Source organism: Allobosea sp. 05L423 (assembly GCF_056397745.1).
The window spans coordinates 44,281-57,693 of record NZ_JBFTOA010000024.1; the positions used below are offsets into that span (position 1 = coordinate 44,281).

Annotated in this window: 11 protein-coding genes and 3 tRNA genes; 10 read left to right on the plus strand and 4 right to left on the minus strand. The window is 65.9% G+C overall.

All coding sequences use genetic code 11. The annotated features are described in order from the left end of the window. Positions 1 to 79 precede the first annotated feature (79 nt). Entirely contained in the window at positions 80 to 490 is a 411-nt protein-coding gene (locus AC1DNE_RS27485) for a DUF2000 family protein (protein ID WP_476767344.1), read from the minus strand. On the opposite strand from AC1DNE_RS27485, the gene AC1DNE_RS27490 reads away from it, so the two are divergent. The 3 genes from AC1DNE_RS27490 (at position 489) to AC1DNE_RS27500 (ending at position 2,960) form a co-directional block, all read left to right on the plus strand. Further along, complete coding sequence (locus AC1DNE_RS27490) at positions 489 to 1,361, plus strand: AraC family transcriptional regulator (RefSeq protein WP_476767345.1); 873 nt, start codon at positions 489 to 491, stop codon at positions 1,359 to 1,361. The genes AC1DNE_RS27485 and AC1DNE_RS27490 overlap by 2 nt on opposite strands. A 73-nt stretch (positions 1,362 to 1,434) precedes the next feature. Further along, positions 1,435 to 2,430 (plus strand): phosphogluconate dehydrogenase (NAD(+)-dependent, decarboxylating), encoded by a 996-nt coding sequence (gene gnd / locus AC1DNE_RS27495; protein ID WP_476767346.1) that lies wholly within the window; start codon positions 1,435 to 1,437, stop codon positions 2,428 to 2,430. Between the two features lie 5 nt (positions 2,431 to 2,435). Next, entirely contained in the window at positions 2,436 to 2,960 is a 525-nt protein-coding gene (locus AC1DNE_RS27500; protein WP_476767347.1) for a gluconokinase, read from the plus strand. Positions 2,961 to 2,970: 10 nt separating this feature from the next. On the opposite strand, the gene AC1DNE_RS27505 is transcribed toward AC1DNE_RS27500, so the two are convergent. Then, complete coding sequence (locus AC1DNE_RS27505; protein ID WP_476767348.1) at positions 2,971 to 4,407, minus strand: multicopper oxidase family protein; 1,437 nt, start codon at positions 4,405 to 4,407, stop codon at positions 2,971 to 2,973. 189 nt (positions 4,408 to 4,596) lie between these two features. Here AC1DNE_RS27505 and AC1DNE_RS27510 point away from each other — a divergent pair. The 5 genes from AC1DNE_RS27510 (at position 4,597) to lon (ending at position 11,307) form a co-directional block, all read left to right on the plus strand. Then, positions 4,597 to 4,681, plus strand: a tRNA-Leu gene (locus AC1DNE_RS27510). Between the two features lie 91 nt (positions 4,682 to 4,772). After that, positions 4,773 to 6,203 carry a trigger factor gene (gene tig, locus AC1DNE_RS27515; protein WP_441470352.1) on the plus strand — a complete coding sequence of 477 codons (1,431 nt, stop codon included), beginning with the start codon at positions 4,773 to 4,775 and terminating at the stop codon, positions 6,201 to 6,203. 162 nt (positions 6,204 to 6,365) lie between these two features. Next, the gene (locus AC1DNE_RS27520) at positions 6,366 to 6,989 is read left to right on the plus strand and encodes an ATP-dependent Clp protease proteolytic subunit (protein WP_441470351.1); all 624 of its coding nucleotides are present in this window, start codon (positions 6,366 to 6,368) and stop codon (positions 6,987 to 6,989) included. A gap of 273 nt (positions 6,990 to 7,262) precedes the next feature. Beyond that, on the plus strand, positions 7,263 to 8,531 hold the full coding sequence (gene clpX / locus AC1DNE_RS27525) for an ATP-dependent Clp protease ATP-binding subunit ClpX (RefSeq protein WP_441470350.1): 1,269 nt from the start codon (positions 7,263 to 7,265) through the stop codon (positions 8,529 to 8,531). Between the two features lie 349 nt (positions 8,532 to 8,880). Next, positions 8,881 to 11,307: an endopeptidase La gene (gene lon / locus AC1DNE_RS27530; RefSeq protein ID WP_441470349.1), complete on the plus strand. Its 2,427-nt coding sequence runs from the start codon at positions 8,881 to 8,883 to the stop codon at positions 11,305 to 11,307. A 126-nt stretch (positions 11,308 to 11,433) separates the two neighbouring features. On the opposite strand, the gene AC1DNE_RS27535 is transcribed toward lon, so the two are convergent. Next, positions 11,434 to 11,509, minus strand: a tRNA-Val gene (locus AC1DNE_RS27535). Between the two features lie 45 nt (positions 11,510 to 11,554). Here AC1DNE_RS27535 and AC1DNE_RS27540 point away from each other — a divergent pair. Both AC1DNE_RS27540 and AC1DNE_RS27545 read left to right on the plus strand, forming a co-directional pair. Continuing rightward, positions 11,555 to 12,091: a hypothetical protein gene (locus tag AC1DNE_RS27540; protein WP_441470348.1), complete on the plus strand. Its 537-nt coding sequence runs from the start codon at positions 11,555 to 11,557 to the stop codon at positions 12,089 to 12,091. Positions 12,092 to 12,207: 116 nt separating this feature from the next. Continuing rightward, positions 12,208 to 12,284, plus strand: a tRNA-Asp gene (locus tag AC1DNE_RS27545). Between the two features lie 70 nt (positions 12,285 to 12,354). Here AC1DNE_RS27545 and AC1DNE_RS27550 read toward each other — a convergent pair. Next, the gene (locus tag AC1DNE_RS27550) at positions 12,355 to 13,062 is read right to left on the minus strand and encodes a hypothetical protein (RefSeq protein ID WP_441470347.1); all 708 of its coding nucleotides are present in this window, start codon (positions 13,060 to 13,062) and stop codon (positions 12,355 to 12,357) included. Positions 13,063 to 13,413: the final 351 nt, after the last annotated feature.

Below are 13,413 nucleotides of genomic sequence, written 5' to 3' on the forward strand. Positions count from 1 at the left end.
ACGCCCGGGAAGCTACGGGTTCGAGCGCACTCTAAGTCAAGCGCTCATTCCCGGAAAATCCGCCGGCTGAATCGAAATCTCACCCATGCAGCTTCAGCCCCTTGACGATCTTGTCGATTTCCTTGCGCTCGGCGTGGAGCCCGAGGCCGACAAGGTCGAGATCGTCGGTCGCGACGCCGGCCACCGCCGCGCGGTTATCGATGTCGTTGCCGGTTGCGAACAGCTCGTTGGTGTAGAGGTGAGCCCGCACGCCGCGCCCCTGGGCGCGTTGCAGCACTTGCTTCAGCTCCTCGCTCGTGGCGGCGAAGATCAGTACCGGCTGTCGGATCAGCGGGCCGTAGAACCGGCCTGATCCGTCGTGGTATGGGTCTCCGGAAATTTCCGGGGTTGCTCCGACGAGCCCGCCGGCCAGGAAGCTGGCGACGTTGAGTTTCTGCCAGGCTGCGAGATTTTCGCGAACCACGAGGGCGATCTTGGTATCGTAGCGCATGGGCTCATCGCTAACCGAGGCCGGGAAGGCCCGTCTTGAACGATCGTGCGGACCGGAGCGGCAGGATTGGATCCGCCTCGGCACCGGCGCGCCCGGGATCGAGCGGATCGAGGCCTTCTTCCGCGGCTACGCCTATGATCCACACCGCCACGACACCTATGCCTTCGGCCTCACGCTCTCGGGCGTGCAGTCCTTCGATTATCGCGGCACCCGGCGAGACAGCCTCAGCGGACACGCGATCGTCATCCACCCGGACGAGGTCCATAACGGGCGTTCCGGCATCGCCGAGGGTTTCCGCTACCGCATGCTCTATGTCGAGCCGCGGCTGATCCGCGATGCGATGGGCGAGCGCGGCCGGGCCTTGCCCTTCGTCTCGGCTGCGGTGTCGCAGGACGCGCGGCTGGCAGGCGCCATTGCTCGCGCGCTGCGCGACCTGGAGATGCCGCTCGATCCGATGGCCGTCGATGACATGCTCGAGCGGCTGGCCGGGGCCTTGCTCGCGCTCGATCCCTCGGCGGCTTGCTCCCGGGCGCAGCGCATCGACCCGGTCGCGCTGGAGCGGACGCGCGACTATCTCGATGCCCACGCGACGGAGGCCGTCGATTCGGCGCGGCTCGAAGCTGTTGCCGGGCTCGACCGCTTTGCGCTGGCGCGCCAGTTTCGCGCCGCCTTCGGCACGAGCCCCTACAATTATCTGGTGATGCGCCGGCTCGAGCGCGCTCGCCGCATGCTGGTGCGGGACGTCTCCCTCGCGGACGCCGCCTTCGCCTGTGGGTTCGCAGACCAGAGCCATCTGACCCGCCAGTTCCGCCGCGCTTATGGCGTTACGCCGGGGCGTTGGCGCGCCCTCCAGAAGCGCGTCGAAGGCTAGCGTCCGAACTGCGCCGGCTTGCCCCGCCCGCCGCCTCCATGCTTGAAGCAGCGATAAAAGCGGGCTTCGCGGAGTGTCGGATATGCAGCTTGGAGTGATCGGCCTCGGCCGCATGGGGGCCAACATCGTGCGCCGCCTGATGCGCGCCGGCCATGAATGCGTGGTCTATGACCGCGATCCGAAGCCCGGGCAGGCGCTCGCCGCCGACGGCGCGATCGTGGCGGCCGATCTCAAGGACATGGTCGCCAAGCTCAAGGCGCCGCGCGCGATCTGGGTGATGCTGCCGGCCGGCAAGATCACCGAGGCGACGCTCGCCGAGCTCGCCAGCCTTGCCGGTGCCGACGACATCCTCATCGATGGCGGCAACGCCTTCTGGAAGGACGATGTCCGCCGCGGCAAGGAACTCGCGGCCAAGGGTATCCACTACATGGACATCGGCACCTCCGGCGGCGTCCATGGGCTGGAGCGTGGCTACTGCCTGATGATCGGCGGCGACAAGGCGGCCTTCGACCGGCTGGAGCCGATCTTCAAGGCGCTGGCGCCTGGCAAGGGCGACATCGAACCGACCCGGCATCGCGAGGGCCGCAACCCGACGGCTGAGCAGGGCTATCTGCATTGTGGTCCCACCGGCGCCGGCCACTTCGTCAAGATGGTCCATAACGGCATCGAGTACGGCATGATGCAGGCTTTCGCCGAAGGCTTCGACCTGCTCCGCAATGCCTCCGCCAAGGAGGGCCTGCCGGCCGAATACGGCTTCGACTTCGACGTCACCGAGATCGCCGAGGTCTGGCGGCGCGGCTCGGTCGTCACCTCCTGGCTGCTCGACCTGACGGCGGAGGCGCTGGCGGCAGATGAGGAGCTGTCCTCCTACACCGGCAACGTCTCGGACTCGGGCGAGGGGCGCTGGACGGTCGATGCCGCCGTCGAGACGGCGACGCCGGCCGAAGTGCTGACCTCGGCGCTGTTCGCGCGCTTCCGCTCGCGGGTGGACCATACGTTCGGCGAGAAGATCCTCTCCGCCATGCGCGCCGGCTTCGGCGGCCATGTCGAGCCGAAGAAGCAGGGCTGATCAGCGTGAGTGCAGAGCATAAGGACGGCGATCCGGCCGTGATCGTCGTCATGGGCGTCGCCAGCTCCGGCAAGACCTCGCTGGGCGAGCGGCTGGCCGCGCGTCTCGGCTGGCCCTTCCGCGACGCCGATTCCTTCCACCCTCCCGAGAACGTCGCCAAGATGGCCGGCGGCACGCCGCTGACCGACGAGGATCGCAAGCCCTGGCTCGCTGCCATCGCCGCCTGGATCGACGATCTGAGGGGGAAGGACGAGCACGGCATTGTCACCTGCTCGGCGCTGAAGCGCGCCTATCGGCAGGTGATCGTCGGCGATCGGCCGGACGTGGCGCTGGTCTATCTCAAGGGCTCGCGCGAGCTGATCGGCCGGCGCATGGCCGCCCGCCAGCACCATTTCATGCCGCCGGCGCTGCTCGACAGCCAGTTCGCGGCGCTGGAGGAGCCCCGACCGGACGAGCGGCCGCTGGTCGTCTCGGTTGAGGACAGCAAGGACGCGATCGTGCAGGACGTGGTCGACCGGTTGGGCCTCTGACGGCCCGGCCTCACGTCACCTCGAACCAGGTCCAGACGCCGAGGTCGAAGCGTTCCAGCACGGTCGAGGAGATCAGCCAGCGGCCGGGATTGTCTGCGATGAAGGCGATGTGCAGCCTCTTTCGCTCCGGAATCTGCACCGTGTCGAGGAAGTAGTTCTCCCAGCCGTCGTCGAGCGGGTGCAGCAGCCGGAAGCTGTGGCCATGGACGTGCATCGGCTGGATGAAGGCGGTGCGGTTGTCGATGGCGATCACCATCGGCGTGCCGCGCTTCACGCTGAACAGGGGCTTGCTGTCGAGGCTGCCGACCCCGCCATTGATGAGCCAAGGCCTGGCGAGGTCGAGGCCCGAGAAATCGAGCTTCTGGTCGTCGGAGAGCTTCGCGCCGCCTTCGATCACGATTTCCGGGCGCGTGGCATCCTGCATGCGGACAGCTGCGGGCAGCGTCGGGTTGAGCTTGAGCTGGGGAATTGCGGCGGGCGGGACCCTCGGCTCTCCCGCGGTCACGATTCGCACCAGCGGCAGGCCCGGCCCGATCAGGGCGGTGACGTTGACCGAGGCACCGACTTCCACCGGCAGGTCGAGGATCACGTCGTAGCGCGTTCCCGGCGCGAAGGGCAGTTGCGAGCGGACCGGCTCGAAGCTCTCCGTCGGCTGGCTGTCGACCGCGATCACGGTCGGCTTGCCGCCGTCGAAGCGCAGCCGCATGATCCGGGCGTTGCAGGCATTGGCGAGGCGCAGTCGGATCCGCGCGCCCGGCCTTGCCGTCACCGGCAGGGGCGGCGAGCGGCCATTCACAGTGAGCCAGCTGCCGAGCCGTCCGGCGGAAGCGGCGGGGTTCCCTTGCAGAACGAAGGGCTGAAGCGACTGGTCGTCACCCAGGAGCCAGTCCGTCACCAGCACGGGCAGGTCGAGCTCGACCGCAGGCGGCTCCGGCTCCTCGACGATCAGCAGGCCACTCAGACCGCGGCCACAGGGCTCCGACGAGCCGCCGAGGACCAGTGGCCGGTAGAGCAGGGTGCCGCCGTCCGGCGGGGTCAGGCGGATCTCGCCGGTCTGGCCGGGAGGGATCGGCGGCTGGCTGAAGCCGCCGACGCCGTCGCGTGCTGCTTGGCCGCGCAGGCCGTAGCAATGCAGCCCGAGCGGAGCGGTGGTCCGGTTCTCCAGTTTCAGGCTCAGCGTTTCGCCCTGCTTGATTCGCAGCGTCGGGCCCGGTGTTGCGCCATCGAAGGCCCAGATCTCGGTGTCGACCGGTGGCGTCGGGCGCAGCCGCGCTTTGGCTGATGCGGCCGTGAGCGCGCGGGGCTGCGCGGCATCCGGCGCTTTCGGTGCGTCGGCCGGTGCCTGTGCGAAGCCCTTCGCTGCCGGGAAGAGCCCGGCGCCGCCAAGGCCGGCGAGCACGAGCCGACGGGACGGAAGCGGTGGTCGGGCAGGGCGCGATATCGTCATGGGATATCGCATAATCCGGGCAGGCCTCCGAAGCGAGAGGCGCGGCGGCGCCCGCGGCAAAAACCGCCGCCAAAGGCGTTCTTTGCAGAACCGTCATTTTTTTGCTGCATGGCGCGGCCGAAATGCGTATAGCGCTGCGGCTTGACGATGGCCGCGCTGCGTTTGCTCGCGCGCAGCGCTATCGGGCCGGCGGGCGTGGCGGAATTGGTAGACGCACTGGTTTTAGGTACCAGCGGCGAAAGTCGTGGGGGTTCGAGTCCCTCCGCCCGCACCATCGGCATGGTTTTTTCGCGAGCGCGGCGGCGGTCGGAACCGGCGTCGCGCTTTGGACATTGAGACGTAAACGAGCTGTTGGCGGTAAAAAAATGAACGTGACCGAAACCCTGTCCCAGGGCCTCAAGCGCGAATTCCAGGTGGTGCTGAACGCCGCCGACCTGAAGACCAGGCTCGACGACAGCCTGCAGGACCTTCAGGGCAAGGCCAAGATCAACGGCTTCCGTCCCGGCAAGGTGCCGGTCGCGCATCTGCGCCGCCTCTATGGCCGTTCGGTGATGTCGGACGTGCTGCAGAACGCCGTCAACGAAGCCAACCAGAAGATCGTCGCCGACAACAACCTGAAGCTCGCCTTCGAGCCGCAGATCCGCTTCCCCGAGAACAAGGAAGAGATCGAGGCCGCGATGGAGGCCAAGGGCGATCTCGCCTTCACCGTCGCGCTCGAGGTGCTGCCGAAGATCGAACTTGCGGACATCTCCGACGTTTCGCTGACGAAGCCCGTCGCCGAGGTTCCTGACGCCGATGTCGACGCCGCGCTGGAGCGCATGGCTGCCGGCAACCGCACCTATTCGCCGAAGGGCGAGAAGTCCAAGGCCGAGAGCGGCGACCGCCTGATCATCTCCTATGTCGGCACCATCGACGGCAAGGCCTTCGAGGGCGGCACCGGCGAGGGGATCCCGCTCGATCTCGGCGGCGGCCAGTTCATCCCTGGCTTCGAGGAGCAGCTCGAAGGCGCGAAGCAGGGCGAGACCCGCACGATCAAGGTCACCTTCCCGGAGAACTACGGGGCGGCCCACCTCGCCGGCCAGCCCGCCGAGTTCGAGGTCACCGTCACCGAGATCCAGAAGGCCGATGCGGCCAAGATCGACGACGAGCTCGCCAAGGCCTTCGGCATGGAGTCGCTCGACGCCCTGAAGACCGCCGTGCGCGAGCAGATCGGCCGCGACTTCCAGGCTCAGTCCCGTCGCAAGCTCAAGAAGGGCCTGCTCGACGCGCTCGACGGCAAGTACACCTTCGAGCTGCCGCCGACCCTGGTCGAGCAGGAGTTCAGCAGCGTCTGGAGCCAGGTCGAGGCCGACATGAAGGCCGCCAACAAGACCTTCGCCGACGAGGACACCACCGAGGACGCCGCCCGCGCGGATTACCGCAAGATCGCCGAGCGCCGCGTGCGCCTCGGCCTCGTGCTGGCCGAGATCGGCGAGCAGGCCAAGGTCCAGATCTCGGATGACGAGGTCACCCAGGCCCTGATCGAGCGCGCCCGCCAGTTCCCGGGCCAGGAGAAGGAGGTCTGGGAGTTCTACCGCAAGAACCCGCAGGCGCTCGCCGAGATCCGCGCCCCGATCTTCGAGGAGAAGGTCGTCGACCATCTGCTCGGCCAGGTGAAGGTCGCCGATCAGACGGTGTCACGCGAGGCGCTCTACGCCGACGACGAGGCTGAGGAGACCGCCGAGGCCAAGCCGAAGAAGGCTGCTGCCAAGAAGAGCAAGAAGGCCGAGGACAAGGCCGACGAAGCCTCCGCCTGAGGCTGCCGGCAACCTTAATTTCAGCATTCGCGCCGCCGGCCTTCGTGACCGGCGGCGCTTCCCTTTTCAGTCACGTTCGGCGTGCTTATGTGAATGTCTTCCGAGACAGCCGCTGATTCGACAAAACCGCCGCAATCCGGCGCACTCATCGAGGACAGATCAATGCTTCGCGATCCGATCGAGACCTACAACAATCTCGTCCCGATGGTGGTCGAGCAGTCGAGCCGGGGCGAGCGCGCCTTCGACATCTACTCGCGCCTGCTGCGGGAGCGCATCATCTTCCTGACCGGCCCGGTCGAGGACTTCTCCGCCTCGCTGGTCGTCGCCCAGCTGCTTTTCCTCGAGGCCGAGAACCCCAAGAAGGAGATCTCCTTCTACATCAACTCGCCCGGCGGCGTGGTCACCTCCGGCCTGTCGATCTACGACACGATGCAGTTCATCCGCTGCCCGGTGACGACGCTCTGCGTCGGCCAGGCCGCCTCGATGGGCTCGCTGCTGCTGACGGCCGGCGCCAAGGACATGCGCTTCGCGCTGCCGAACGCCCGCATCATGGTTCACCAGCCCTCCGGCGGCTATCAGGGCCAGGTCACCGACATCCTGATCCATGCCAAGGAAGTCGAGAGCCTGAAGAAGCGGCTCAATGAAATCTACGTGAAGCACACCGGCCGTCCCTACGAGGACGTCCACAACGCGCTGGAGCGCGATAATTTCATGACCGCGGAGCAGGCCAAGGAGTTCGGTCTGATCGATCAGGTCATCGAGAAGCGGCCGGAAGAGGCGGCCTGAGCCCTGCGACGCGGGGTGTGGAACCTGTGGGTTGGCGCGCCGGCTCACAGGGGCCATATTGAAAGCAGATCGGCCCCGTGTTTGCATGGGGTCGGGGGTGAGCGGACTAGCGCTCCACTATGATCCGGTTTGGATTGGCCCAGCGTATCCGGATGTATCGGAACGGGTCGTTAACCTAATCATCGTGATCTGAGCGCTTATTTATGACGGAGAGACGACGGTTGCATCCGCCTCGGCTGGTGTGGTCCCGGTCTCCGGAACTGGAGATGGACAATGGCTAATAAGCCCGGCGGCGACTCGAAGAGCACGCTGTACTGCTCTTTCTGCGGCAAGAGCCAACACGAGGTCCGCAAGCTCATCGCGGGCCCGACCGTGTTCATCTGCGATGAATGCGTTGAGCTCTGCATGGACATCATCCGCGAGGAATCGAAATCCGCGCTGGTGAAGTCGAAGGACGGCGTGCCGACGCCTAAGGAGATCCGCAAGGTTCTGGACGACTATGTCATCGGCCAGGATCACGCCAAGAAGGTGCTCTCGGTAGCGGTCCACAACCACTACAAGCGCCTCAGCCACGCGACGAAGCACAACGACGTCGAGCTGGCCAAATCGAACATCCTGCTGATCGGGCCGACCGGCTCGGGCAAGACGCTGCTCGCGCAGACGCTCGCCCGTATCCTCGACGTGCCCTTCACCATGGCCGACGCCACGACGCTGACCGAGGCCGGCTATGTCGGCGAGGATGTCGAGAACATCATCCTCAAGCTGCTCCAGGCCTCCGACTACAATGTCGAGCGGGCCCAGCGCGGCATCGTCTATATCGACGAGATCGACAAGATCAGCCGCAAGTCGGACAACCCCTCGATCACCCGCGACGTGTCGGGCGAGGGCGTCCAGCAGGCGCTGCTGAAGATCATGGAAGGCACCGTCGCCTCCGTGCCGCCGCAGGGCGGGCGCAAGCATCCGCAGCAGGAATTCCTGCAGGTCGACACGACCAACATCCTCTTCATCTGCGGCGGCGCCTTCGCCGGTCTCGACAAGATCATTTCGAGCCGCGGCAAGGGCACCTCGATCGGCTTCGGCGCGACCGTCAAGGCGCCCGACGAGCGCCGCACGGGCGCGATCTTCCGCGAGGTCGAGCCCGAGGATCTGCTGAGGTTCGGCCTGATCCCGGAATTCGTCGGCCGCCTGCCGGTCCTGGCGACGCTGGAAGACCTTGACGAGCCGGCGCTGAAGACCATCCTGACCGAGCCGAAGAACGCGTTGGTCAAGCAGTATCAGCGTCTCTTCGAGATGGAGGACACCCAGCTCACCTTCACCGACGAGGCCGTCAGCCTGATCGCCCGCAAGGCGATCGAGCGGAAGACCGGCGCGCGCGGCCTGCGTTCGATCATGGAGGGCATTCTGCTCGAGACCATGTACGAGCTGCCCGGGCTCGAGGGCGTTGAGCAGATCGTGATCGGGCCGGAGGCCGTGGAGAACAAGGCGCGGCCGCTGTTCATCTACGCCGAGCGCGAGGACGAAACCAAGACGGCCTCGGCCTGAGGTTTTCTCAGGCCTTGCGACAACGCGACGCGCGCCATTGGCGCGCGTTTTGCGTTGTGATGGGCATGGGCTGATCGCAGTGCCGCACTGCGACAGCTCCGTCCGGGACTGAACCGTCGCAGGTCGTGGTTTCCGCCCTTCGCCCGCTGCAGGACAGCGGTGCATGGCCCGGATACCTCGCTTGAAAGCCGGCGAGGAAGTCTCCACTTTAGGTGCACTTGCGAGAGTCGCATGCCTAGCTAGGGTGCGATGCGCAGGGGCGGAGGAGCGAATGGTCGCTCCGGCCGCATACGTCCGATCGCTCCGCCCATCTTGGGGGTCCGCCGGGCGCAACTGCAAAGGAACTGCCATGACTGGCTCGACGCCACGCGCTCCCTTCGTCCCAGGCGAGACCGGCACCTACCCGGTTCTGCCTTTGCGCGACATCGTCGTCTTCCCGCATATGATCGTCCCGCTCTTCGTGGGGCGCGAGAAGTCGATCCGCGCGCTCGAGGAAGTGGTGAAGACGGACGGGCTCATCCTGCTGGCGACCCAGAAGAACGCCGGCGACGATGACCCGCAGACCAAGGATATCTATGAAATCGGCACGCTCGCCCGCGTGCTGCAGCTTCTCAAGCTGCCCGACTCCACCGTGAAGGTGCTGGTCGAGGGCGTCGGCCGCGCCAAGGCGGTGTCCTATTCCGCGACCGAATCCTACTACGAGGCGGAGGCCACCGGCCAGGCCGAGGAGGAAGGCAAGAAGGTCGAGGTCGAGGCGCTGGCCCGCTCGGTCGTCAGCGAGTTCGAGAGCTATGTGAAGCTCAACAAGAAGATCTCGGGAGAGATCGTCGCTGCGGTCTCGCAGATCGACGAGCCGGCCAAGCTCGCCGATACGGTCGCCTCGCATCTGGCGGTCAAGATCGCCGATCGCCAGGGCGTGCTGGAGATCACCAACGTCGCTCATCGTCTGGAGAAGGTGCTCTCGCTCATGGAAAGCGAGATGTCCGTGCTCCAGGTCGAGAAGCGCATCCGCTCGCGCGTCAAGCGTCAGATGGAGAAGACCCAGCGCGAGTACTACCTCAACGAGCAGATGAAGGCGATCCAGAAGGAGCTGGGCGACGGCGAGGAAGGCCGTGACGAGCTGGCCGAGCTGGAAGAGCGCATCGCCCGGACCAAGCTGACCAAGGAAGCCCGCGACAAGGCGACGGCCGAGCTGAAGAAGCTTCGCCAGATGTCGCCGATGTCGGCGGAGGCGACTGTCGTGCGCAACTATCTCGACTGGATGCTCGGCATCCCGTGGGGCAAGCGCTCGAAGATCAAGAAGGACCTCAACGCCGCCCAGCTGGTGCTGGACGACGATCACTTCGGCCTGGACAAGGTCAAGGATCGCATCGTCGAGTATCTCGCCGTGCAGCAGCGCGCCAACAAGCTCGCCGGCCCGATCCTGTGCCTCGTCGGCCCTCCGGGTGTCGGCAAGACCTCGCTCGGCAAGTCGATCGCCAAGGCGACGGGGCGCGAGTTCGTCCGCATGTCGCTCGGCGGCGTGCGTGACGAGGCCGAGATCCGCGGTCACCGGCGTACCTATATCGGCTCGATGCCCGGCAAGATCATCCAGTCGATGAAGAAGGCCAAGACCTCGAACCCGCTCATCCTGCTCGACGAGATCGACAAGATGGGCCAGGACTTCCGCGGCGATCCCTCGGCGGCCCTGCTGGAGGTGCTCGACCCCGAGCAGAACTCGACCTTCAACGACCATTACCTCGAGGTCGATTACGACCTGTCGAACGTGATGTTCGTGACGACGGCGAACACGCTGAACATCCCGCCGGCCCTGCTGGACCGGATGGAGGTGATCCGCATCGCCGGCTACACCGAGGAAGAGAAGACCGAGATTGCGCGCAAGCACCTGATCGCGAACGCGATCAAGAAGCACGGGCTGACCGGTAAGGAGTGGTCGATCACCGACGAGGCTCTGCAGACCCTGGTGCGGCGTTACACCCGCGAGGCCGGCGTCCGTAACCTCGAGCGCGAGATCTCCAACACGGTCCGCAAGGGCGTGAAGGACATCGTGCTTGGCAAGAAGGACAAGGTCGTCGTCGACGAGCCGCTGCTCGAGGAATATCTCGGCCCGCCGCGCTATCGTTACGGCATGGCGGAGACGGAGAATCAGGTCGGTGTCGTCACCGGCCTGGCCTGGACCGAGGTCGGCGGCGAGCTGCTGACGATCGAGGGCGTCATGGTGCCCGGCAAGGGCCGCATGACCGTCACCGGCAACCTGCGCGACGTGATGAAGGAATCGATCTCTGCGGCGGCGTCCTATGTCCGCTCGCGGGCCGTCGATTTCGGGATCGAGCCGCCGCTCTTCGACCGGCGCGACATCCACGTCCACGTTCCCGAGGGGGCTACTCCGAAGGACGGTCCGTCGGCCGGCATCGCGATGGCCACCGCCATCGTCTCGATCCTGACCGGCATCCCGACCAACCGTGACGTCGCCATGACCGGCGAGATCACGCTGCGGGGCAGGGTGCTGCCGATCGGCGGGTTGAAGGAGAAGCTCCTGGCGGCGCTGCGGGGCGGCATCAAGAAGGTGCTGATCCCGGAGGAGAACGCCAAGGATCTGATCGATCTTCCCAAGTCGGTGAAGGACGGCATGGAGATCGTCCCGGTCTCGCGCATGGAGCAGGTGCTGCAGCATGCGCTGACCCGCCAGCCGGTTCCGATCGTCTGGGAAGAGGATCTGAAGGCCGTGCCCGCCCCGGGCCCGGATGATGAGGCGGCGGGCGCCGTCGCCCACTGATCTTCGATCTGAGGAATGAGAGCCGCCGGCGCGCAAGCGCCCGGCGGTTTTCTTTTGGGCGCAAGACTCACCCACGGCTCCAGCCCGGTGGGGCCGCCTGATAAGCCTGGACATCAAGGGAAAGGGTGGTGGGCAGTGACGGGCTCGAACCGCCGACATCCTCGGTGTAAACGAGGCGCTCTACCAACTGAGCTAACCGCCCCCGGCGCTCGCCGTTTAAGGCCTCGGGAGCCGTATCGCAAGCACCATGCGCTTCAAGGCGTGGAGGAATCGCGAGGGCGGACGGAATTCCGCCATCTTGATGGCCAGGGTGACGCGGGTGAACGCGCTATCCCTGATCCGCTCCCGCCGCCGCCGGTACGCCCTTGCCGTCGCCAGCCTATCCGCCGCTTCGGGCCTGGAGCCGGCGCTGGCACAAACCCTGCTACCGGATTCGTTCTTTGTCGGCCGTCCGGCATTCTCCCAGCCGGAGCAGCCCGGCAAGCCTGCGAGCTGTGAGGACATCTCCGGGCAATTGCCCGACTCGGTGCCGCCCGATTCGCGCGTCGACATGGCGATCGCCGGCACGGTGTCCCTGATTCAGACCGATGGCGCGCTCTGGTACGTCGCCGTCTGTGCCGAGCCGGGCGTCCGCGTGCTGTGCGTGACCTACAGCGCCAACGATCTCAAATTGGGCGACAAAGCCATCCTGCGGGGCGGATATAGCCGCCAGGACCGCCGGCACGTGCTGCTCGATCCCTGTCTTGCGTCGCCGGAAACGGAAGGCGGAACGCCTGAACCGTGAATGCCGGCGAAGGGATTTTTCCCCAGCTGTGAATTTGCCGGCATCACGCGCTTGACACTTCCGGCCTGGGGCAATACTCACCACGTCGCTGACGGCGAATGCCTCAGCCGCCCAGCGCGGGCGTAGCTCAGTTGGTTAGAGTGCCGGCCTGTCACGCCGGAGGTCGCGGGTTCGAGCCCCGTCGCCCGCGCCATTTAAATCAAGGGGTTGCATCATGCGCTCCTTTATCCGTTACAAATCCTCAGCCGGCCCCGTTGCAAATTTCATCGCGTTTTGTCCTCGCGAAGCTTGGCCCGCCCCTCTCTCCTTATCGCGTCCACCTCGCGCACCGTCGCCAGGTTGACTGGGTCATAGGTCTTCTGAAGTCGGGCGGAGGCTGCGAGGGTTTTTGGCATCTTGGTCGTTACGGCTTGGGCGTCCAACCCGCCCACAGTCGCCTCGACAGTTCCCGACCGTCGCATGTCGGACAGCTTGCGATCCTCGGCCTCGCCGAACTCCGCCGTGCGAATCGTCCGGAAGTCCTCAGCGAGCTTGTTCTTCGTGTAGGGCGAGGGCGGCTGAGGCTTGCCTCCCTTCGGCATCATGGGGCGCCACGCGTCCTGAAGATCGGGACATGCGGCATCGCTCGAACGCAAGGTTAGCGATGTAGGAGTCGAGCGCCAGGTCGCCCGCTTGCCGAGCGAAGCCGCTGCGGCCCTCCCTGTCTTGGTCCGCGCCAGCGAGAAGATTGCGCCCTGAACGTCGTCGGCTCGCTGGCCGGTCGTCAGAGAGCGCAGGTCGATAGGGGAGAGCTGGCTGTCCCATGCCGTGGCCATGTAGGCGGCGAGTCCCTTGTGGCCCACCCGCTGGGCTCGCTTGCAGAGCCTGACGACCTCTCCCTCGGTCCAGACCGCTTGGCGCGCGTCTGGAGCCTTATTGCCGAAAATGAGCGAAGGGTCAGCGTCGAGTGCACAGTAGCCCATCGCCGACATCTTTTTCCAAAGGGCCCGCCAGACTTTGATGAAACGTAGCGCTCAGATCGAAACTAGCTTCTCAATCAACGGCGCCAACCCGGTAGCCTCGCCGGTTCTCTCGTCGAACGACAGGAACGCCTCGGGTTGGATGGTCTTCGGATCAGTGTCGCCCCATAGCGGGTCTATCCAGTGCCAAGCACGAGGCCGGTCGTCGCGTGCTTGGCCTGCTGCCGGTTTCGTGGACACCGAGATTGGGTGTTTCATGAACCCGGAGGTGGGGTATGCGGCGAAGACAGTTTGGGCGTGAGTTCAAGATCGAGGCGGTCCGCCTGATCAAGGATCGCGGAGTGAGTGTGGCGCAGGCGTCTC